This window comes from Salinimicrobium xinjiangense DSM 19287 (assembly GCF_000423585.1).
Lineage (GTDB): Bacteria > Bacteroidota > Bacteroidia > Flavobacteriales > Flavobacteriaceae > Salinimicrobium > Salinimicrobium xinjiangense.
This window is the reverse complement of the sequence record NZ_AUIG01000029.1, coordinates 1-22,233: the sequence shown is the minus strand read 5'-3', so window position 1 is coordinate 22,233 and position 22,233 is coordinate 1. Positions and strand designations below refer to the sequence as shown.

Genomic DNA, 22,233 nt, shown 5'->3' with positions numbered 1-22,233 from the left:
TTTTTAAATCCGGCAGGATTTAGTAATTTTGCAACACTTCAGAACGTAATAAAACTCAAACAAAATGGCATACGATATTGATATGATCAAGAAGGTTTACAGCCAGATTGGTGAGCGTGTAAATGCTGCCCGTCAAATTGCCGGTAAACCTTTAACTCTTTCAGAAAAAATTCTTTATTCTCATCTTTGGGAAGGACAACCAACAAAGGAATTTACAAGAGGAAAAGATTATGTGGAGTTTGCGCCAGACAGGATTGCCTGCCAGGATGCTACTGCACAAATGGCTTTGCTGCAATTCATGCAGGCCGGAAAGAAAACTGTTGCAGTTCCTACCACTGTACATTGTGATCACCTTATTCAGGCAAAACTTGGAGCCCAGTTTGACCTTCCAAGCGCAAAAAAATCCAGTGACGAAGTTTTTGACTTCCTGGAATCTGTTTCCAATAAATACGGGATTGGATTTTGGAAACCGGGTGCGGGAATTATTCACCAGGTGGTTCTTGAAAATTATGCATTCCCCGGGGGGATGATGATTGGTACCGATTCTCACACGGTGAATGCCGGTGGACTAGGAATGGTTGCCATTGGTGTTGGTGGTGCAGATGCTGTTGATGTTATGGCTGGAATGGCCTGGGAACTTAAGTTTCCTAAACTGATAGGAGTGAAGCTTACCGGAAAACTTTCGGGATGGACTGCTCCAAAAGATGTAATCCTAAAAGTGGCGGGAATCCTTACTGTAAAAGGTGGAACCGGTGCTATTATTGAATATTTTGGGGAAGGAGCCGAATCTATGTCGGCTACAGGTAAAGGTACCATATGTAATATGGGAGCTGAAGTAGGTGCAACCACTTCAACTTTTGGATATGATGAGTCTATGGCCCGTTACCTTCGGGCTACAAATAGAGCAGATGTGGCAGATGCTGCGAATGAAGTTAAAGAACATTTGACCGGAGATGCTGAAGTTTATGCAAACCCCGAAAAATATTTTGACCAGGTAATAGAGATCAATCTTTCTGAACTAAAGCCACATCTTAACGGACCTTTTACTCCAGATCTTGCTACGCCTATTTCAGAAATGGGAGAGAAGGCAAGAAAAAATGATTGGCCTGTAAACGTAGACTGGGGGCTGATAGGCTCCTGTACCAACTCTTCTTATGAAGATCTAACCCGTGCGGCTTCTATTGCAAAGCAGGCAGTAGACAAAAAAGTAAAGGCAAAATCTGATTTTGGTATTAATCCGGGATCTGAAACTATACGATTTACTGCAGAAAGAGATGGTTTACTTCAGATCTTTGAGGATCTTGACGCAACGATCTTTACAAATGCCTGTGGTCCATGTATTGGACAATGGGACAGAAGTGACCGTAAAGGAGAAGAGAAAAACACCATTGTACATTCTTTTAACCGGAACTTCTCTAAAAGAGCAGATGGAAATCCAAATACTCACGCCTTTGTAGGTTCACCGGAAATGGTGGCTGCAATTGCAATTGCAGGTAGACTGGATTTTGACCCTACTACAGATACACTTTTAAATGAAGACGGGGAATATGTAAAGCTTGATGAGCCTACAGGTCTTGAATTACCACCAAAAGGTTTTGATGTTGAAGATCCGGGATATCTTGCTCCTACCGAAGATGGGTCTTCTGTTGAGGTGAAAGTAAATCCGAATTCCGAAAGACTTCAGCTACTGGAACCATTTGAACCATGGGACGGTAAAAATCTTATGGGTGCAAAGCTGCTTATCAAAGCTCATGGAAAATGTACTACAGATCATATTTCTATGGCAGGGCCATGGTTGCGTTTTAGAGGGCACCTGGACAATATATCCAACAACTGTTTAATTGGAGCGGTCAATGCTTTCAATATGAAGACCAACTTTGTGAAGAATCAGATCACCGGAGATTACGATGGTGTACCTGCTACTCAGCGTAAATATAAGGCTGCAGGAATCCCAACAGTTGTAGTTGGAGACCATAACTATGGTGAAGGATCTTCAAGAGAGCATGCTGCGATGGAGCCAAGACATTTGGGAGTGAAAGTCGTGCTTGTCAAATCTTTTGCAAGGATCCATGAAACAAACCTGAAAAAACAGGGGATGTTGGGAATCACCTTTGCTAATGAAAGTGACTATGATCTCATCCAGGAAGATGACACTTTTAACTTCATCGACCTTGAGAATTTTGCGCCAGACAGGCAGCTGACAGTTGAAATTGTACACGCTGATGGTACCAAAGATGTTATCAAAGCCAATCATACATACAATCAGCCACAAATTGAGTGGTATAAAGAAGGTTCTGCATTGAATCTTATCAAGAAGCAAAATGGTGCAGCCTAATAACCGGCTGCCATTTCTAAAGTCAAAACTCCCGTTCTGCGGGAGTTTTTGTTTTTCGTAATAGAATTTATATGGAGATTGAAAGCCAGGGGTGCATATTTTGCGGAAGACGCTTTAAGAGTTTCTGTAAAACTATGGCGCAACATAATAATTAAATAAAAAAAGCCGTCTTTTACGACAGCTTTTCTTAAAAGTAGATGAGAAACTCCGGAGGTTTATTTCCGGAGTATTCTATCAAGTAATTTTTGCCCCCCAGTAAAAATTACTATACTCTCATCTATTATGGTAAGGATTCTAATTTCCTTTTTTGCTTTAATAATACGTCTAAAGTCGTGGATGGTATATCCTGGTTGTATAGCGTATCATAATACAATTTAATATTTTTTTTCTCTTTTTCATAACAGGCTTTCAGATTTAAATTATTGAAGGTGTTACGTGCGAGGTAATCCAGCTTTAAAAATACAGGTAGAAAATTGAGAACTGCCGTTCCAATTTTTGTCGACTGTATGGAATTTCTGATATTAAAAAGTAATTTTCTTAACTCAAGTTTTGTTTTTTCTCTTATTTCAATAAGCTTCGCTACATTCTGAGCCATCTCGCGGTCTTCCTGTCTCAGGTCATAGTAAATGACATAATACATTTGAAGAAGATCATCATTTGAGAGATCAAGTTTAAGTAGCTGAGAGTATAATTGAAATTGCATCTGATACCGAAATAAGCGTGAATGGTTTGATAAAAATAAACTTTATTTTTTACCGTGTAGATGCTAAGAATATGATTAACAGAAATTTAGCTTTTGTGTAGGCGAAGATGTCGGAAAACTAAAAATCTTAACGAATTGAAGAAAATTCGTTCAAATAACATTAAGCCGGAGAATAAAAAAGTGCCCAGAGCGGGACTCGAACCCGCACGCCCTAATGGACACATGGCCCTCAACCATGCCTGTCTACCAGTTCCAGCACCTGGGCAATTTTAAGAATTCAATAAGGAAGTAAAAAGTCCTTTTAGAAGTTCTGCTTGATATGATCATCTTCCAAAGACCTTAATTTAAGACCTACGTTGTGAGATTGTGGTCCGGAAAAAGTCACCTGGCTGGGACTTCCCTCGGGACTCGTCCCATCCATGTACGTTGTGACCTGGCTGGGACTCGAACCCAGGACCCTCTCCTTAAAAGGGAGATGCTCTACCAACTGAGCTACCAGGTCAATATGCTTATGAACTAATTTGTGATCTGGCTGGGATTTCCTTCGACTTCGCTCAGTCCCGATTATTATCGGGATTCTCATCCCACCCATTCACTTCGTGATCTGGCTGGGATTCGAACCCAGGACCCTCTCCTTAAAAGGGAGATGCTCTACCAGCTGAGCTACCAGATCTGCCTTGTTGCATTTTTGCCAATGCGGGTGCAAATATACCCACATTAATTTATTTTTCAAGAACAAAATGGATTAAATTTGCTCATCAAATCAAGGAGTGGGTAAAACTCTTTAATAATCATTGTTTTAGGCATGAAAATAATTTTAACCGGCTACATGGGATCGGGAAAAACAGCTGTAGGTATGGAGCTTGCGACTCAGACCCATCTTAATTATCTGGACCTTGATGATGAGATAAGCCGTAGGGAGATGAAAACAATTTCTAAAATATTTGAAGACTCAGGAGAAATTTATTTTCGCAAAAGGGAAAGCGAAGTGCTAAAAGAGCTTCTGGAGCAGGAGAATAATTTTATTTTATCTCTTGGAGGTGGTACTCCCTGTTATGGTAAAAATCTTCAGGAAATAAAAAATACCCAAAATGCCACTACAATTTATCTTAAGACCAGTCTGGCTGAGCTTACGCAAAGACTCATTAAAGAAAGAGAGCAGAGACCTTTGATTCAACATTTGGGTTCACGGGAGATCCTGGAAGACTTTATTCGGAAACATCTTTTTGAAAGGAGCTTTTACTACAGTCAGAGTGATGTGATTGTTAATACCGATGAAAAGTCGATACCCGTTATAGTTGAAGAAATTATTGCTGCCTTAAACTAATTCTGCACGGTCCTTTTTTTCCTCAAATGTTACCTTCACCGTTTCATGAATTGAAGTGGAAAGAGAGATGCCTTTAAAATCTGCTTTTACAGGGTATTTTTTGTGACTCCGGTCCACCAGGACAGCAGTTTTAAACCTTTTGAGTGGAACATCAAGAAAATGTTTTACACCGTATATCAAGGTTGTGCCGGAATTAAGTACATCATCAATTAATACAAGAGCTTTATCTTTATAATCCCGGGAAGGGAGACTTGTGGTGATCTTCTCTAAAGGATTCTTCTTATTAATTTTGACTTCACACATAAGCACTTTGAGATCGGAAATACTTTGAAGTTCCTCCTTTAATTTGAGAGCGAGTTCATAGCCGCTCCTGCTTATTCCGGCAAGAATAACCTCTTCCTCTTCCACATTACTTTCATAGATCTGGTAGGCAATTCTTTTGATCTTATGATTGATCTGCTGGTGGTCAAGAATAAGGACAGATGTTTTCTCCATGTGTGATTTTTTTCAAAGATAGCAAACCGCAATATAAAAACATCAGGTGTTTTCCTCCGTATCATCTTCGGGATCGAACCAGTCATCAAGTTCCCTGCGATCCTTTTTTGTGGGTCTGCCTGTACCTTTTTTACGGTAATAGTCCCTTGAATACTTTAATAGTTCCAGTTTTTCGAATTCCTCTTTTGGAGTTATATCCTTTACATAGAGACTGGAAAGCTTTGCGCCAATGCGACTTTTTGGTATATCCAGCACCTCGATCTGATAGTTGATCTGATTCTTTCTTATTGAGATCTTATCTGTAGCATAGACTTCTCTGGAAGGCTTTACCACCTGTTCATTTACTCTTACTTTTCCCTGTTTACATGCTTCTGTCGCAATACTTCGGGTTTTATAATACCGCACGCTCCATAAATATTTATCTACTCTCATATTTTTACAGTAAAAGTCTAACGATCATCAGCAAAAATACAAGAATATTGTATCTTGCGGCCCTAAATTAGGTTTTGATGAGATTGAATAAATTATTGCTTTTACCCCTTTTTATTGCTCTTTTTAGCGTTTCCTGTGATAAGGACGATGATCCGGGTGCAGAAGTAATTCCACCACGGGACAGAGGAGAGCAGGAGATAGCAGATCAGGCAGCGCTGCAGGAATACCTGGACACTCACTATTACAATTATGAGGACTTTCAAAATCCTCCTGCAGAATTCGATTATACTATAAAAATAGATACTATTAATGCGGCAAATGCAGATAAAACTCCTTTAAGTGCATCACCTGATTTGGAAAGTAAAGTTTTCAATTATCAGGGGGTGGATTATACGCTTTATATTTTGAAAGTAAGAGAAGGGGCAGCCGAGCAACCTAAACCAAAATTCAGCGATTCGACTTTTGTAGCTTATGAAGGTTCTCTTTTGAACCGGACTGTTTTTGATACTTCCAGAAATCCGGTTTGGTTTGATCTTACAAGAACAGTTGCCGGTTTTGGACAGGCTATGACCGAATTCAGGGGAGCCTCAGGCTTTGAAATCCTTCCAGATAATACAGTCAAATGGAATAATGACTTCGGGATTGGAGCTATGTTCCTGCCTTCAGGTTTAGCTTATTTCAATGGTCCACAACCTACCATTCCTTCCTATAGTCCCCTGGTTTTTACTTTTAAACTCTATGGCGTAAATGAAGCCGACCATGACAATGATGGGGTGCCTTCCTGGATGGAAGATATAAATGGTGATCAACGTGTAGAGAATGATGATACAGACGGGGATGGAATACCTAATTATGTTGACAGAGACGATGATGGAGATTTTATTCCCACCCGGGAGGAGATCTCTGATGAGGATGGGAATATTATAATACCTTATCCTGATTCAACCGGAGACGGAACTCCAAATTACCTGGATAAGAATAACTAATAAAAGCCCCGAAAGGGGCTTTTATTATGTAATGAACAGGAAGCTTTTAAAGCTTGACCGAGAGACTAAATATAAGCTGGTTGGGTCGGGTATCCACCCTTTGAAGTCCTTCGCCGCCACTTAGGTCCAGAACTGTTGCTTCATTTTCCTTTAAAGCTCTTTCATACCTCACATCCAGGCCTATACTGCCCAGTTTGATTCCGACTCCAAACTGTGCGCCAACTGTAAATTCATTTTCAACGTCTCCCAGGGAGACTCCATCAAAGTCGTTTTCTAATATGTATTGAAGGCTGGGGCCTGCAAAAACATTTAGTGGTCCCAAAATGTCCATTCCAAGCAAAACCGGAAGATCTATTTTGGAAACATTATAATCGGCCTCCTGATCGTTATATTCATAGGAGCTTTTGGTTTTGGTATACAACAATTCGGGCCGCAGAAAGAATCCTCCGAGATCGGCACGGTAAAACAATCCAAAATGATAGCCCACTTTGCTGTCACCGCCTTTCATGATATCTTCGCCGGCATTTGTTATATCTGTATAAGCAATTTCTCCATTATCTCCGTAATTGAGTCCGCCCTTTACTCCAAATCCGCTTTGGGCAAAAAGGGCAGAGGTAGAGCATAACAATAAAATAAACAGGTAATTCTTCATAATAGGTTTTTTTAAGTTCATTGATTAAAACGCTTTGAACAAGAAAATATTTTTAAAAAATAAAAGCCTTCCAAAAATGACATTTTTGAAAGGCTTTTATTTCAGAAGCTAACCCGAAGCTATTTTCTTTTCATAACCTTTTGTGCGGCTTTGACAATTGCCGCAGCATTAAGGCCATATTTTTGCATGAGTTGCTCAGGTGTTCCGCTTTCACCAAAGGTGTCCATAGTGGCAACGAATTCCTGAGGTGCAGGATGATTCTGAACCAGAGTCCTGGCCACGCTTTCCCCAAGTCCGCCAAGGAAGTTGTGTTCCTCTGCAGTTACTACACAACCTGTCTTTCCTACTGAAGCAAGAATGGCAGCTTCATCCAGTGGCTTAATGGTGTGAATATTGATCACTTCAGCCGAAACGCCTTGTTCTTCAAGCTGTTCTGCGGCCTGAAGTGCTTCCCATACCAAATGACCCGTAGCGATTATAGTTACATCCTTACCTTCATTAAGCATTACTGCTTTCCCTATCTCAAATTTCTGATCTTCAGGAGTGAAGTTGGCAACTTTAGGCCTTCCAAACCGAAGATATACAGGACCATGATGCTCTGCTATTGCAATAGTTGCCGCTTTAGTCTGGTTGTAGTCACAGGTATTGATCACGGTCATTCCCGGCAACATCTTCATCAAACCAATATCTTCCAGTATCTGGTGAGTTGCGCCGTCTTCTCCCAGGGTTAAGCCGGCATGAGAAGCGCAAATTTTCACATTTTTGTCAGAATAAGCAATTGACTGCCTTATTTGATCGTAAACCCTTCCTGTAGAGAAATTCGCAAAAGTTCCCGTAAAAGGGATTTTTCCGCCAATGGTCAAACCTGCTGCAATCCCCATCATATTGGCTTCAGCAATTCCTACCTGGAAGAACCTTTCGGGATTTTCATCAATGAAATCCTGCATTTTCAGGGAACCTACCAAATCTGCACAAAGTGCAACTACATTAGGATTAGTTCTACCCAGTTCGGTAAGGCCGTCTCCAAATCCTGAGCGTGTATCCTTTTTTCCTGTATCTGTATATTTTTTCATAAGCCTCCCCCGGCCCCTCCAAAGGAGGGGAGTTAGGGCGTGTATTTAAGTGTTAATAATTTTCATTTTGTCAAGATCAAGCTCCTCTTTGGGGAAATTGGGTGTGGCTAATAGTCACCTAAAGTTTCAGGGTTTTGAGCAAGAGCTGTTTCCAGCTGCTCGTCATTTGGAGCAACACCATGCCATTTGTGACTTCCCATCATGAAATCTACCCCGTGGCCCATTTCAGTATTTAATAGGATACAAACGGGTTTCCCCTTTCCGGTTCTGCTTTTAGCCTCTTTAAGCCCATCAACAACCTGTTGTATGTCGTTACCATTTTCTATTTCCAGGACATCCCAGCCAAAAGCTTCAAATTTCACCTTGAGATCTCCCATTGGCAGAACGTCATCTGTACAACCATCAATTTGCTGATAATTGCGATCTACAGTAGAAATGAGATTGTCTACTTTATTGGCGGCGGCATACATGATTGCCTCCCAGTTCTGGCCCTCCTGAAGCTCACCGTCGCCGTGTAGAGAATAAACCAGATGCTTATCTCCATTAAGTTTTTTAGAGTTTGCTGCACCAATGGCAACAGACATTCCCTGTCCCAAGGATCCTGAAGCCACACGTACGCCGGGTAGACCTTCATGCGTTGTAGGGTGTCCCTGCAGGCGGGAATCGATGAGTCTAAAAGTATTTAGTTCCTCCACGGGGAAATATCCGCTGCGGGCAAGAACGCTGTAAAAAACAGGAGAAATATGACCATTGGAAAGGAAGAAGAGATCTTCTCCTTTACCGTCCATATCAAATCCTTCCTTACGATCCATCACTTCCTGGTAAAGCACAGAAATAAATTCGGCACAGCCCAAAGATCCTCCCGGGTGACCGGAATTTACCTTGTGAACCTGCCTTACAATGTCCCTTCTCACCTGGGTGATAAAATCTTCTAATTGTTGTGTGTTTGGCATCTGGTTTTAATTAAATGTGTTGCAAAAATACTATTTTATCAATGCTTTGGAAATCAACATGACTCATTTCTTATCAAAAGCTGTTAACAGTTGGTAATAGTTAAATAGGAACTGGTTAATTAGTTAATTCCGGAACCGGAAATAGAGAATCGAGAATCGAGAATCGGGAAACGGGAAACGGGAGACGAGAGGCGGGAATTGGGAGCCGGGAACTGAAAAAAGTGGTTCGGTCGCAATATTGGACTTGGGATTTTGGGTATTGGGTATTGGAATTTGGTTTTTGATTTCCATTTCCCGCTGATCCCGCAGATCTTCGCAGATTTCCTTCTATAGTCTCACTTTTAAAATCTAACTTCCATTTCTGCCCACTGACCACTGCCCACTGACTATTAAAATTAACTATCTTTGCGCCCATTAAAATCTTCTATGAAATTTGAATTAGCAGTGACCGATCCCGGCAGTAGTGCACGTGCCGGAGTGATTACTACAGACCACGGAATTATTGAAACTCCCATTTTTATGCCGGTGGGGACCATAGCGACAGTAAAAGGTATAAGTCAAAAAGACCTTAAGGAACAGGTGAATCCAGATATTATTCTAGGGAACACCTATCATCTCTATCTTCGGCCTCAAACTGAAATTTTGAAGAAAGCCGGCGGTCTCCACAAGTTCATGAACTGGGACCGGAATATACTTACCGACAGTGGTGGATATCAGGTATATTCTCTTTCAGAAAGGCGTAAGATCAAAGAAGAAGGTGTGAGGTTCAAATCCCATATTGACGGATCATATCATAATTTCACTCCCGAGAATGTTATGGAGATTCAGCGAATGATAGGGGCCGATATTATCATGGCTTTTGATGAATGTACTCCCTATCCCTGTGATTACCGCTACGCTAAAAATTCCATGCACCGCACCCATAGATGGCTAGACAGGTGTATTACACATTTCGAAAAGACACCACCTTTATATGGGTATTCACAGTCTTTGTTTCCAATTGTACAGGGCAGTACATATAAGGATCTAAGAGAGCAATCTGCCGAATATATAGCTGCTGCCGGTGCAGAAGGGAATGCCATTGGGGGGCTCTCTGTCGGGGAACCTGCAGAAGAGATGTACGCCATGACCGAAGTGGTAACGAATATCCTTCCAAAAGAGAAGCCGAGATACCTGATGGGGGTAGGAACTCCAATTAATATTCTGGAAAATATCGCGCTGGGAGTGGATATGTTTGATTGTGTGATGCCCACCCGTAATGCCAGGAACGGAATGCTTTTTACTGCACATGGCACGATCAACATTAAAAATAAAAAATGGGAGGATGATTTTTCACCTATAGATGAGTCGGGTGCGACTTATGTTGACAGGGATTATACTAAAGCATATTTAAAACATTTGTTTTCGGTCAATGAAATGCTTGGCAAGCAAATTGCAACCATGCACAATCTCGGCTTCTACTTGTGGTTGGTTCGTGAGGCCAGAAAACATATATTAGCAGGGGATTTTGTTTCCTGGAAAAATAAGATGGTGCAGCAAATGAACAAACGCCTGTAATTTGAAGATCCTCGACTGGTACATATTAAAACGATATCTGGGAACATTTGTTCTTATGCTGTTTTTGTTTATTCCAATTGGGATTACCATCAATATCGCAGAAAAGATTGACAAGATCCTTGAGAATGAGGTTCCATTCTGGGAAGTTGTGAATTACTATATCGATTTTACCATTTACTTTTCAAACCTCCTATTTCCTTTATTTCTCTTCCTGTCTGTAATCTGGTTCACTTCCAAGCTGGCACAGAATACAGAAATAATTGCATTTTTGAGCAGTGGGGTCTCTTTTTGGCGATTTTTACGCCCTTATCTTATCGGGTCCACAATAGTGAGTGCGTTAGCTCTCATAATGGGAATGTATCTCGCTCCAAATGCAAGCAAGGGTTTTAATGAATTCAAATATACCTACCTTAAACGTGGGGCCGAAGTACAGGAAACCAGTGATGTTTACAGGCAGATCAACGACAATGAGTATATCTATGCTTCTCACTTTCAGCCCCGGACGAATTCAGCAAGGAATTTCACTCTTGAACACTTCGAGGGAAATGAGCTGCGTTTCAAGATCAGTGCTTCCAGACTAAAACTTAATGAAGAAGATTCTACCTACACCCTTACTAATTACAACAAAAGAATTATAGGAGAAGAGGGAGATTTGCTTTATTCTGAAATAAGCAAGGACACAGTCATGCCTTTTGAATTTGAAGACCTTACTCCTGTTACCTATATGGCAGAAACTTTGAATTACCAGGAATTGCGGGATTTTATTGAACAGGAAAAGAGAAGAGGCTCTGGAAATATCAATCGTTATAAAGTAGTGGCCTACAAACGCTGGAGCTTACCCGTTTCAGCATATATTCTTACCGTAATTGCAGTAGCTGTATCTTCTATGAAACGCCGAGGAGGAATGGGGGTTAACCTCGCTTTAGGTATAACCCTTGCCTTTATATTCGTTTTTATGGATAAGGTTTTTGGAACTATCGCAGAACAAAGCACTTTTTCTCCTTTAATAGCGGTATGGTTTCCCAATGTTTTCTTCGGAATCTTAGCAATTTATCTGCTCTGGAATGCCAAGCGATAAAATAAAGAGCTATCTCCATTTTCACTTGATTGTGTTCATCTGGGGATTTACGGCAGTTCTCGGTGCATTGATCTCTCTTGATGCTGTTCCGCTAGTCTGGTACCGCATGCTCCTGGCAAGCGGATTCATATTTATCTGGATCAAATGGAAGAAGAAAAGATTGCGGCTGGCTCCAAAGCGGGTTTTGGTAATGTTGATTGCAGGAGTAGTAATAGCGGCACATTGGCTTAGTTTCTTTGGTGCCATTAAAGTTTCTAATGTCTCGATCACCCTTGCAATTCTTTCTTCCGGAGCTTTTTTTACTTCTATCCTGGAACCGATCTTTTATAAGCGGAAGGTGATCTGGTATGAGATCCTCTTTGGTTTGATCGTGATATTCGGACTTTATATCATATTTAAAGTAGAGACGGAATATCTGGCGGGAATTATATTGGCCCTTATTTCAGCTTTTCTTGCCGCAGTTTTTTCGCTAATTAACGGGAAGCTGGCAAAAAAAGAAGATGCTTCAGTAATCTCATTTTACGAACTCCTTACCGGGACCGGAGCAATCACAATTTATCTTTTGATCCTGACTTTCTTTGGAAGTAATAATGCAGGCTTCGGAAGGGAATTTTTCAATATTTCTTCGGCCGATTGGGGATATCTCCTTATACTTGCTTCTGTATGTACTGCCTATGCTTTCATTGCTTCGGTGGCAGTAATGCGGCATTTAAGTCCGTACACCATAATGCTCACCATTAATCTTGAGCCAGTCTACGGGATTTTACTGGCTTTTTGGGTCTTTGGCAGTGAAGAAGCCATGAATCCTGAATTTTATTATGGAGCGGCAATAATCTTGAGTACGGTAATCTTAAATGGCTTTCTGAAGACAAGGAGAAAAATTAAAAAACAACCGGAAGCTACCTTTTAAGTTTCTTATATTTGTAAGCTAATTTAAAACAAACCCATAACTCATTATGGAATATTTAGACTTTGAATTACCAATAAAAGAGTTGGAAGAGCAGTACCAAAAAGCCTGTGCCATTGGTAAGGAAAGTGAAGTCGACGTAACGGCTACCTGCCGTCAAATTGAAAAAAGGCTAAACGAAACCAAGAAAGAGATTTATAAAAATCTCACTGCATGGCAGAGGGTTCAGCTTTCCCGTCATCCAAACCGTCCATATACTTTAGATTATATCAACGCAATTTGTGGAGAAACTTTCCTGGAGCTACACGGAGACAGGAATGTGAAAGATGATAAAGCCATGATTGGTGGCCTCGGAAAGATTGGGGATCAGAGTTACATGTTTGTTGGCCAGCAAAAAGGATATAATACAAAAACACGTCAGTACCGAAATTTCGGAATGGCAAATCCTGAAGGTTATCGCAAGGCACTCCGCTTAATGAAATCTGCAGAAAAATTCGGAATTCCTGTGGTGACATTTGTCGATACTCCTGGAGCATATCCGGGTCTTGAAGCAGAAGAGCGCGGCCAGGGAGAAGCAATTGCAAGGAATATTCTGGAAATGACCCGTTTAAAGGTACCGATCATTGTTGTGATCATTGGTGAAGGTGCCAGTGGTGGAGCATTAGGAATTGGAGTAGGAGACAAGGTGTTGATGTTGGAGAATACCTGGTATTCTGTAATTTCCCCGGAATCCTGTTCCTCAATTCTTTGGAGAAGCTGGGAATACAAGGAAAGAGCAGCCGATGCTCTTAAGCTTACTGCCAAAGACATGAAGAAACAAAAACTTATTGATGAGATCGTTAAGGAACCGCTTGGTGGAGCACACAGCAACAGGGAAATGACCTTCGAAACAGTAAAGAACTCCATAAGCGATGCCTACAATGAGTTTAAAAACTTATCACCAGTAGAATTGGTGAAAAAACGCATGGATAAGTATTCTGACATGGGAGTCTTTAAAGGATAATCTCTTTAAACATAAGAAGGAAAAAAATCCGGAGGGTGAAACTCCGGATTTTTTTGGCCTTATCAACAAAATAATAAAGTTTTCAACAGTTAAAATGTTCATAAACTGTGAACTAAGTCGACCCGCTCACAGGAACGTTCTAAAACCAATTTTTCTACATTCGTAACATGGAAAAAGCCAAAGCCCCTCAAAATTACAATTACAGTCCCGGGAATGTCATAAATCTCGAAAAAGGAAAATTACCCCCACAAGCAGTTGATTTAGAGGAGGTTGTGCTCGGAGCAATGATGATCGATAAAAGAGGAGTTGATGAGATCATCGATATTTTACACCCCGATGTATTCTATAAAAGTGCTCACCAATACATCTTTGAAGCCATTTTTAAGTTATTCGAGAATTCAGAACCTGTCGACTTATTAACGGTTTCCAACCAATTGAGGAAAGATGAGAGGCTTGAGCAGGCGGGAGGGGATTTTTACCTGGTCCAGCTAACTCAAAAAGTATCTTCTTCGGCCCATATTGAATTTCACGCGAGGATTATTCTTCAAAAATATATTCAACGAAGTCTGATCAAAATATCAAATGAAATCATCGAGGAGTCCTACGATGAAACAACAGATGTTTTCGACCTTTTAGACAAGGCAGAATCCAGACTTTATGAAGTAACCCAGGGGAACATCAAAAGATCTTCAGAGACGGCGCAGGAGCTTGTGATGCAGGCAAAAAAGAGGATTGAGGAAATTTCAAATAAATCCGGACTAAGTGGAGTTCCTTCAGGATTTGATAAGCTTGACAAATTAACTTCAGGTTGGCAGCCAAGTGATCTTATTATTGTGGCCGCACGGCCCGGTATGGGAAAAACGGCTTTGACGCTCTCAATGGCCCGTAATATTTCTGTTGGGCAAAACATTCCGGTTGCTTTTTTCTCCCTGGAGATGTCTTCGGTGCAGTTGATCACCAGATTGATCTCTTCGGAAACAGGCTTGTCTTCAGAAAAACTCCGTACCGGAAACCTCGAAAAACACGAATGGGAGCAGTTGAACGTAAAGGTAAAAGCGCTTGAGAAAGCACCATTATTTATAGATGATACACCTTCGCTTTCTATTTTTGATCTTCGGGCAAAAGCAAGAAGGCTCGCTTCGCAGCACGGAATTAGACTAATAGTAATTGATTACCTCCAGTTAATGACTGCAGGCGGAAGCCAAAAAGGTGGAAACCGGGAGCAGGAGATCTCTACAATTTCGAGAAACCTGAAAGCACTAGCCAAAGAATTAAACGTTCCGGTTATCGCACTTTCGCAGCTCTCCCGTGCTGTAGAAACAAGAGGAGGTTCAAAAAGGCCACTTTTGAGTGATCTTCGGGAATCTGGAGCTATTGAACAGGATGCCGATATTGTATCGTTTATCTATCGCCCCGAATACTATAAGATCGAAGAATGGGATGACGAAGAGCGCTCTCCCACAGATGGACAGGGGGAATTCATAGTTGCCAAACACAGGAACGGAGGCTTGGAGAATATTCGTTTGAAATTCATTGGACATTTAGGTAAATTCGATAACTTAGATGACTTTGATTCTCCTTCTGAATTCCATTCGAAGATGAATGATGACGATTCGGGGGACATGGGCTTTAATACCGGCCATTTCCCGAGTGCCGATGAAGCCTTCGGAAGCTCAATGAACGATGATTTAAATGATGACGACAGCGACGTGCCTTTTTAAAAATTATATACTTGTTCTGAAATCCTTGGGAAGCAGAAAATCTGTAACAAAATATCAAAGAGCCGGAAAGAATTCCTTCTTTTCCGGTTTTTTTGTCCTCCTGTTTTTCCTGAGTTCTTCACCGGTATTTGCATCCCAGATCCTTATTCCCATGGATGCTGAAACACAGCGGAATCACCTTAAAGCCTATGGGATCACCTATTGGATGCTCGACAAAAATGTGAAGGTGCAGTGGCTTCTCAACTATCGGGGAGGGTCTTTTCTCTTGCCCGATTCTGAGGAATTGCGCAGGGAGTGCAAGATCCGTGGAGTATCATTTGAGGTGATAAGTGATCAAAAGACAGAATCCATCCTTGAAGAGATCTCCAGCCCGTCAAGAAATATGGAAGCAGTCCTTCTGGAAAAAGCGCCAAAGATCGCCGTTTATTCCCCTCAGGATAATAAGCCCTGGGACGATGCAGTGACTATGGTCCTCACTTATGCCGAGATTCCCTACGAAACCATTTATGATGAGGAAGTGCTGAATGATGCATTGTTGTTATTTGACTGGCTGCATTTACATCATGAAGATTTTACCGGGCAGTATGGAAAATTTTACCGCAGCTATCGTACTGCTCCCTGGTACATAGAAGATAAAAAGCAGGCTGAAGCTTTGGCAAACCGGTTAGGTTACGACAAAGTTTCTGAAGCTAAACTGGCAGTAGCATTAAAGATCAGAGATTATGTAGTTGGCGGCGGATTCATGTTCGCCATGTGCAGTGCCACAGATAGCTTTGATATAGCCCTTTCGGCCGAAGGAGTAGACATTGCAGAACCTATGTTTGACGGAGATCCCAGTGATGCAGATTATCAAAAAAGGCTGAATTTCGAAAAGAGCTTCGCATTTGAAAATTTTATTCTCGAAAGAAATCCAATGGTTTACGAATTTTCTTCTATAGACATGACCGGTAAACGGCAGGTGCCAATGGATGTGGATTATTTCACGCTCATGGAATATTCGGCGAAATGGGATCCCGTTCCTACTATGCTCACACAGAATCATACAATGCTGGTAAAAGGCTTTATGGGTCAGACTACCGCTTATGATCCTGCGACCATAAAACCAACAGTTCTGGTCATGGGAGAAAGCAGGATAAACGGTGAAGCAAAATATATCCACGGAATTAAAGGCAACGGATTTTTCACCTTTTACGGAGGTCACGACCCCGAAGATTATCAGCATATGGTAGGAGATCCAAAGACCGAACTGGAACTGCATCCCACTTCTCCGGGATACCGGCTCATCCTGAATAATGTGCTCTTCCCGGCTGCCAAAAAACAAAAACAGAAGACATAGATGCAAAGCATCTATTTCGCCGTACCGTACAGACGCCCTACTAGGGCGTCTCCACAATTATTTTAGGATCGTCTCCACAATTATTTTAGGATCGCATAATGAAAATTTCCACAATTATTTTAGGATCGCACAATGAAAATCGACTCTCACCAGCACTTCTGGAAATACAACCCACAAACCTACTCCTGGATACCTGATGAAATGGCATCAATAAGGAAAGACTTTACTCCCCGGGATCTACTACCATTACTAACAGAAAATGGGTTTTCAGGATGTGTGGCCGTACAGGCAGATCAGTCGGAAGCTGAAACAGAAAACCTTCTGAAAATAGCAGAAGAGAATGATATCGTTAAAGGAGTAGTAGGATGGTTAGATCTTTCGTCGCCCAATGTGGAGGACCGGTTAAAATACTTCTCTAAAAATCCATTATTGAAAGGTATACGTCATACGGTTTGGGACGAAAAAGGAGAATTTATGACCGCTCCCGATTTTCAGCGGGGGATAGGCATGCTCGCTAACCTCGGACTAACTTTTGATCTTCTGGTCTTTAATTATCAGCTGAAATCTGCAGTGGAACTTGTACAGTCTTTTCCCAGGCAAAAATTTGTGTTGGATCATATGGGGAAACCGAAAATTTCAGGTAAACCGGGCAAGAATTGGGAGAACAACATTGTACAACTGGCCGAATTTCCGAATGTTTGGTGTAAAGTGTCCGGACTAGTGACTGAAACTCCCGACTTAAGCTGGAAAACTTCCGATTTCACGCCCTACCTTGAGGTGGTAGCCGACTCCTTTGGTCCCGATCGTTTAATGTTCGGTTCGGACTGGCCGGTATGCCTTTCCGCAGCAACATATAAGGAAGTAGTTTTTCTCGTGGAAGATTTCTTCAGCAGCTATTCAAAAGAGGATAAAGAGAAGATCTTTGGAAAAAATGCATCAGATTTTTATAACTTGAAGATGTTTTAAATAAGGTGTCAAAAATGGGAAAACTCGATTACATTTTTCAGAAAGAGATTGAATTGGCATTAAGGCCCCGGGGATTCCATTTGATCACAGATGAAATACTGCGACAGTTGCCGGAACTAAAAGAGGTAAAAACAGGTTTTCTTCATGTTTTCATTAAACATACTTCTGCAGGTTTAAGTATTAATGAAAATGCAGATCCTACAGTGAGGGAAGATTTTAAAAGTCACTTTGACGAAATGGTACCCGAAGATCAGCCATACTACAAGCATACACTTGAAGGTAGTGATGATATGCCGGCTCATATCAAATCCTCCTTAATGGGATTCTCTGTCCAGGTTCCTGTTACAATGGGAAGATTGAACCTTGGTACATGGCAGGGAATTTATCTTGGAGAACATAGGGATCACGGCGGTAGCAGGAAACTGGTTTTGACAATATATGGAGAGAAAAAAAGTTAAAGAGATCTCTTTATCCCGCCTGAAAAGTTCTTAGAAATTTTGTCTTCGCAGCTTTCTTGTCGTACGCTCCTGTTCCTTTTTGACCTCTTTTGTCTCTTCAGAACATGAACATTTTAAGCTACTGTCAGCAAAGTGACAAAAAGTGGCAGTTAATTCCAGCGTGTCATTGGCCGGGGAAGCATAGATCTGCAGGGCTAGTAAAAAGGTAAGGGTGAAAATCCATTTGAGCTCTTTCATTTTTCTGTTTTTTGATTATATCTCCAGGACGTGGAAACCGGAAAAAAGATGCAGAAAATCTGATAAAATTTTAAAATAAAAGATCCCGCTCTTTCGAACGGGATCTTTATAAGTGAGATAACAGTTTAATTTATTTTACTTTTTTGACGATAGCTTCAAACGCATCGGGATGATTCATCGCAAGGTCTGCAAGAACCTTACGGTTCAATTCGATACCTGCGGCTTTTACTTTCCCCATGAATTGTGAATAAGACATTCCGTGCATACGGGCACCTGCGTTGATACGCATGATCCATAGTGAACGGAAATTTCTCTTCTTGGTCTTACGGTCTCTGTAAGCATATAACATTGCTTTGTCAACCGCGTTTTTAGCTACTGTCCAAACGTTCTTACGACGTCCAAAGTAACCTTTTGCTTGCTTAAGAACCTTTTTTCTTCTGGCTCTCTTCGCAACTGAATTTACTGATCTTGGCATATTTTTAAATTTTTTTGTAGCAGGCGGTCGTTCTTGACACTTTTAAAAAGAACTTCTAAAATCTATCCCGATAGCTATCGGGACTAATTTCTAAGTTCATTTTGCCTGACTCCAGGGTTATTAAATTTGGTAAACCATCAAAGGTTCAACTACAATAAACGTAATTGAAGTTTGATATTCTTTTCGTCTGCCTCATGTACTAAAGTACTGTGAGTCAGCGCGAGCTTTTGTTTTTTAGTCTTCTTTGTTAGGATGTGACTTTTAAACGCATGCTTTCTTTTGATCTTTCCGGTACCGGTAAGCTTGAAACGCTTCTTGGCACTGGATTTTGTTTTCATCTTAGGCATTCTGTCCTTCTTTTTAATTATCTCACTTATTATTGTAGATCATACAGCCCAATTGGGCTGCAGGATATTATTTCGATTTGGTCTTCTTAGGGGAGAGGAACATGGTCATTCGCTTCCCTTCCAGTTTTGGCATTTGCTCTACTTTTCCAAGTTCTTCCAGGTCAGTAGCAAGGCGCAGTAACAGGATCTCTCCCTGTTCCTTAAATACAATGGAACGTCCTTTGAAGAATACAAAAGCTTTTAATTTGGCTCCGTCTTTAAGGAATTTTTCCGCGTTCCTTTTCTTAAACTCATAGTCGTGATCGTCTGTATTAGGACCAAAACGGATCTCTTTTACAACCACCTGGGTGGCCTTGGCCTTTAATGCCTTATCACGCTTTTTCTGTTCATAGAGAAACTTTTTATAGTCCATTACTTTGGCAACGGGAGGATTGGCATTTGGCGATATTTCTACCAAATCCAGCTCCTGCTCTTCGGCAATGGCTAATGCTTTACGGGTTGGGTACACACCCATTTCCACGTTGTCGCCCACGAGGCGAACTTCTTCCGCACGGATCTTTCCGTTAATTCGGTGCGGATCTTCTTTGATTTCTCTAAGAGGTCTTTTGGTTCTTTTTCTACGTATTGCTATGGCTCAAAAATTTTGGTTAAACTTAAACTTCAAATGCTTTTAAAGTACTATTTACTTCTTTTTTAATTAGTTGGGCGAAATCTTCGACAGACATGCTGCCTAAATCTCCTTCCCCATGTTTACGTACAGAAACCGTTCCATTATTTTCTTCCTGTTCCCCAACGATCAACATATATGGGATCTTGCTAACCTCTGCTTCCCTGATCTTTTTACCTACAGTTTCACTTCGGTTGTCGGCAAGGGCGCGAATTTCGTGATTTTCCAGCAAAGTTAAAACTTTTTGGCTGTATTTTTCATATTTCTCACTGAGAGAGAGAATAATAGCTTGTTCTGGCATCAACCAGAGCGGGAAATTACCTGCTGTGTGTTCTAAAAGTATGGCAACAAAGCGCTCCATACTACCAAAAGGAGCACGATGGATCATGACCGGGCGGTGCATTTCGTTGTCACTTCCCTTGTATGTCAGGTTAAATCTTTCCGGTAGATTATAGTCCACCTGAATTGTTCCTAACTGCCATTGTCTGCCCAGAGCATCCTTCACCATGAAGTCCAGTTTAGGACCATAGAAAGCGGCTTCTCCGGTTTCGACAACATAATTCAGGCCTTTTTCCTTTGCTGCATTAATGATGGCACTTTCCGCTTTTTCCCAGTTTTCGTCAGATCCTATATATTTTGTTTTATTCTCCGGATCTCTCAAAGACACCTGTGCGGTGAAGTTTTCAAAACCGAGGGAATTGAATACATATAATGTAAGGTCGATCACTTTTTTAAATTCAGAATCCAATTGATCGGGAGTACAGAAAATGTGGGCGTCATCCTGTGTGAAGCCGCGAACCCGGGTAAGTCCGTGTAATTCTCCACTCTGCTCGTAACGATATACAGTTCCGAATTCCGCAAAACGCTTCGGAAGATCTTTATAGCTCCAGTGACCGTTATTATAGATCTCACAGTGGTGAGGACAGTTCATGGGCTTCAGTAGAAATTCCTCTCCTTCATTAGGAGTCTTGATCGGCTGAAAGCTATCTTCTCCGTATTTTTCATAGTGACCTGAAGTCACATATAATTCTTTATGCCCAATATGCGGAGTTACTACCATTTCATATCCCGCTCTTTTCTGCGCTTTTTTAAGGAAGTTCTCCAGGCGCTCTCTTAAAGCTGCACCCTTAGGAAGCCATAATGGCAGTCCCTGACCCACTTTTTGAGAAAAAGTAAACAGCTCCAGTTCTTTTCCGAGTTTTCTGTGGTCTCTCTTTTTCGCTTCCTCTAAAAGCTCAAGATACTCTTTAAGATCTTTCTGCTTCGGAAAGGAAATTCCGTAGACCCTTGTTAGTTGCGGATTCTTCTCATTACCTCTCCAGTAAGCGCCGGCGACGCTCATCAGCTTTACTGCTTTAATAGGAGCAGTATTCGGGAGGTGTCCTCCGCGACATAGATCGGTAAAAGTATCGTGGTCGCAGAAAGTGATGGTTCCGTCCTCCAGGTTTTCGATAAGTTCTACTTTAAAAGGGTTGTTTTCCCGTCTGTAATATCCAAGAGCTTCTTCCTTTGGTACAGAACGCATGTTGAAATCGTGCTTTCCGCGGGCGATCTCCAGCATTCGGTCCTCGATCTTTTTGAAGTCATTTTCAGAGATCTTATGTTCTCCAAAATCCACATCATAGTAGAACCCGTTTTCAATAGCGGGTCCTATAGTGAGTTTAGCTTCCGGATAAAGATCCTGAATAGCCTGCGCCATTACATGAGAAGAAGAGTGCCAAAAAGCCTTCTTTCCCTCTTCATCATTCCAGGTATATAAAGTAAGGCTGCCGTCTGTATTAAGGGGAGTGGTCGTCTCCACCACCTGATTGTTGAACTTTGCCGAAATAACATTGCGGGCCAGGCCTTCGCTAATGCTCTTTGCCACCTCTATTGGGGTAGTGCCGTTTTCAAACTCTTTAATACTGCCGTCGGGCAACGTAATCTTTATCATAAAACTTTAATTAAGGCTGCAAAGATAACAGGTTCAGGGGTGCTTTACAATACTATTATATATGTATCTCAAATTTATGGGCGTTCCTCCCCTTCGCTAGGGCTTCGGGGAGTCGCGTGTTCCGCTGTATTTTAAAAGCGTCTTTTTTTCAGGCGCTTTAAAAGATGCCGCTTCACCCGTTAACGCAAAATGTGATTCCGGATTCAAGATTCAAAATTTAAAATTGATTTTATTGTTGATGGAGTCCAGATAAGGGAATCAGGAAACAGGATTTTCCGCTCCTAACCCTGTCAGCGGCTTTAAGCCCTGACAGCGGTTAAAAGAAATCCTCCTCAAAAAAAATGTTTCATGAAGATATTCTGAAGTACAGGTCACGAAGTGGGATCATCTGGAATTGCACAACATGAACTCGTACTTCTAACTTCGTAGATTTAACTTTTTTATTCCTCTCAAAAATGTCATTTTCAGCACCTTATTTCCCGGAGTTTCAAAAATGTCAAAAAAAGCTTAAATTATTTTTAGAGGAAGCTTGCGGAAGTGGAATTCGGTTGTATATTTGCAGCCGCTTTGAGAGCGAGTGACAGGAGAGGGG

The 22,233-nt window shown here is 41.3% G+C and carries 22 protein-coding genes and 3 tRNA genes; 11 read left to right on the top strand and 14 right to left on the bottom strand.

Translation table 11 applies throughout. The features are described from left to right. The first annotated feature begins 64 nt into the window (after window positions 1–64). Complete coding sequence (locus G564_RS0111190; protein WP_029037739.1) at window positions 65–2,335, top strand: aconitate hydratase; 2,271 nt, start codon at window positions 65–67, stop codon at window positions 2,333–2,335. Between the two features lie 280 nt (window positions 2,336–2,615). Here G564_RS0111190 and G564_RS0111180 read toward each other — a convergent pair whose 3' ends face one another. The 4 genes from G564_RS0111180 to G564_RS0111165 form a co-directional block, all read right to left on the bottom strand. After that, on the bottom strand, window positions 2,616–3,038 hold the full coding sequence (locus G564_RS0111180) for a hypothetical protein (protein ID WP_029037738.1): 423 nt from the start codon (window positions 3,036–3,038) through the stop codon (window positions 2,616–2,618). A gap of 181 nt (window positions 3,039–3,219) precedes the next feature. Further along, window positions 3,220–3,303: transfer RNA gene (locus tag G564_RS0111175), tRNA-Leu, on the bottom strand. Window positions 3,304–3,467: 164 nt separating this feature from the next. After that, window positions 3,468–3,540: transfer RNA gene (locus tag G564_RS0111170), tRNA-Lys, on the bottom strand. Between the two features lie 98 nt (window positions 3,541–3,638). Beyond that, window positions 3,639–3,711, bottom strand: a tRNA-Lys gene (locus G564_RS0111165). Between the two features lie 132 nt (window positions 3,712–3,843). Between G564_RS0111165 and G564_RS0111160 the strand changes: the two genes are divergently transcribed. Next, entirely contained in the window at window positions 3,844–4,365 is a 522-nt protein-coding gene (locus tag G564_RS0111160) for a shikimate kinase (RefSeq protein ID WP_029037737.1), read from the top strand. On the opposite strand, the gene G564_RS0111155 is transcribed toward G564_RS0111160, so the two are convergent. Further along, window positions 4,357–4,860 carry a phosphoribosyltransferase family protein gene (locus G564_RS0111155; protein WP_029037736.1) on the bottom strand — a complete coding sequence of 168 codons (504 nt, stop codon included), beginning with the start codon at window positions 4,858–4,860 and terminating at the stop codon, window positions 4,357–4,359. The genes G564_RS0111160 and G564_RS0111155 overlap by 9 nt on opposite strands. Before the next feature lie 42 nt (window positions 4,861–4,902). Next, window positions 4,903–5,292: an RNA-binding S4 domain-containing protein gene (locus G564_RS0111150; RefSeq protein WP_029037735.1), complete on the bottom strand. Its 390-nt coding sequence runs from the start codon at window positions 5,290–5,292 to the stop codon at window positions 4,903–4,905. A gap of 77 nt (window positions 5,293–5,369) precedes the next feature. Between G564_RS0111150 and G564_RS0111145 the strand changes: the two genes are divergently transcribed. Then, the gene (locus G564_RS0111145; RefSeq protein WP_029037734.1) at window positions 5,370–6,278 is read left to right on the top strand and encodes an FKBP-type peptidyl-prolyl cis-trans isomerase; all 909 of its coding nucleotides are present in this window, start codon (window positions 5,370–5,372) and stop codon (window positions 6,276–6,278) included. 46 nt (window positions 6,279–6,324) lie between these two features. Here the strand turns inward: G564_RS0111145 and G564_RS0111140 are convergent, their stop codons facing one another. The 3 genes from G564_RS0111140 to G564_RS0111130 form a co-directional block, all read right to left on the bottom strand. Then, entirely contained in the window at window positions 6,325–6,930 is a 606-nt protein-coding gene (locus tag G564_RS0111140; RefSeq protein WP_029037733.1) for an outer membrane beta-barrel protein, read from the bottom strand. A 119-nt stretch (window positions 6,931–7,049) separates the two neighbouring features. Beyond that, window positions 7,050–8,003 carry a transketolase family protein gene (locus tag G564_RS0111135; protein ID WP_029037732.1) on the bottom strand — a complete coding sequence of 318 codons (954 nt, stop codon included), beginning with the start codon at window positions 8,001–8,003 and terminating at the stop codon, window positions 7,050–7,052. Window positions 8,004–8,110: 107 nt separating this feature from the next. After that, window positions 8,111–8,956, bottom strand: coding sequence for a transketolase (locus G564_RS0111130; protein ID WP_029037731.1), 846 nt, complete (start codon window positions 8,954–8,956; stop codon window positions 8,111–8,113). A 426-nt stretch (window positions 8,957–9,382) separates the two neighbouring features. Here G564_RS0111130 and tgt point away from each other — a divergent pair, with 426 nt between their 5' ends. From tgt to G564_RS0111080, 8 genes are all read left to right on the top strand, one after another. Continuing rightward, on the top strand, window positions 9,383–10,513 hold the full coding sequence (tgt, locus tag G564_RS0111120) for a tRNA guanosine(34) transglycosylase Tgt (protein WP_029037729.1): 1,131 nt from the start codon (window positions 9,383–9,385) through the stop codon (window positions 10,511–10,513). A gap of 1 nt (window position 10,514) precedes the next feature. Continuing rightward, window positions 10,515–11,591, top strand: a complete 1,077-nt coding sequence (locus G564_RS0111115; RefSeq protein WP_029037728.1) for an LptF/LptG family permease — start codon at window positions 10,515–10,517, stop codon at window positions 11,589–11,591. Continuing rightward, window positions 11,578–12,501, top strand: coding sequence for a DMT family transporter (locus tag G564_RS0111110; RefSeq protein WP_029037727.1), 924 nt, complete (start codon window positions 11,578–11,580; stop codon window positions 12,499–12,501). Before G564_RS0111115 ends, G564_RS0111110 begins: the two co-directional genes overlap by 14 nt. A 46-nt stretch (window positions 12,502–12,547) precedes the next feature. Beyond that, window positions 12,548–13,501, top strand: a complete 954-nt coding sequence (locus G564_RS0111105; RefSeq protein WP_029037726.1) for an acetyl-CoA carboxylase carboxyltransferase subunit alpha — start codon at window positions 12,548–12,550, stop codon at window positions 13,499–13,501. A gap of 167 nt (window positions 13,502–13,668) precedes the next feature. Next, entirely contained in the window at window positions 13,669–15,222 is a 1,554-nt protein-coding gene (gene dnaB / locus G564_RS0111100; protein ID WP_029037725.1) for a replicative DNA helicase, read from the top strand. Window positions 15,223–15,373: 151 nt separating this feature from the next. Beyond that, window positions 15,374–16,558, top strand: coding sequence for a hypothetical protein (locus tag G564_RS0111090; protein ID WP_029037724.1), 1,185 nt, complete (start codon window positions 15,374–15,376; stop codon window positions 16,556–16,558). Window positions 16,559–16,690: 132 nt separating this feature from the next. Continuing rightward, window positions 16,691–17,524 carry an amidohydrolase family protein gene (locus G564_RS0111085; RefSeq protein ID WP_029037723.1) on the top strand — a complete coding sequence of 278 codons (834 nt, stop codon included), beginning with the start codon at window positions 16,691–16,693 and terminating at the stop codon, window positions 17,522–17,524. A gap of 14 nt (window positions 17,525–17,538) precedes the next feature. Then, window positions 17,539–17,982, top strand: a complete 444-nt coding sequence (locus G564_RS0111080) for a secondary thiamine-phosphate synthase enzyme YjbQ (RefSeq protein ID WP_029037722.1) — start codon at window positions 17,539–17,541, stop codon at window positions 17,980–17,982. A 30-nt stretch (window positions 17,983–18,012) separates the two neighbouring features. Here the strand turns inward: G564_RS0111080 and G564_RS0111075 are convergent, their stop codons facing one another. The 5 genes from G564_RS0111075 to thrS form a co-directional block, all read right to left on the bottom strand. Then, entirely contained in the window at window positions 18,013–18,219 is a 207-nt protein-coding gene (locus G564_RS0111075) for a hypothetical protein (protein WP_029037721.1), read from the bottom strand. 130 nt (window positions 18,220–18,349) lie between these two features. After that, a complete protein-coding gene (gene rplT / locus G564_RS0111070) occupies window positions 18,350–18,694 on the bottom strand; it encodes a 50S ribosomal protein L20 (RefSeq protein ID WP_029037720.1) in 345 nt (114 codons plus the stop codon). Window positions 18,695–18,843: 149 nt separating this feature from the next. After that, window positions 18,844–19,041 carry a 50S ribosomal protein L35 gene (rpmI, locus tag G564_RS0111065; protein WP_029033297.1) on the bottom strand — a complete coding sequence of 66 codons (198 nt, stop codon included), beginning with the start codon at window positions 19,039–19,041 and terminating at the stop codon, window positions 18,844–18,846. A gap of 67 nt (window positions 19,042–19,108) precedes the next feature. After that, entirely contained in the window at window positions 19,109–19,630 is a 522-nt protein-coding gene (infC, locus tag G564_RS0111060) for a translation initiation factor IF-3 (RefSeq protein WP_262504842.1), read from the bottom strand. Between the two features lie 64 nt (window positions 19,631–19,694). Beyond that, window positions 19,695–21,641, bottom strand: coding sequence for a threonine--tRNA ligase (gene thrS, locus G564_RS0111055; protein ID WP_029037719.1), 1,947 nt, complete (start codon window positions 21,639–21,641; stop codon window positions 19,695–19,697). Window positions 21,642–22,233 lie beyond the last annotated feature (592 nt).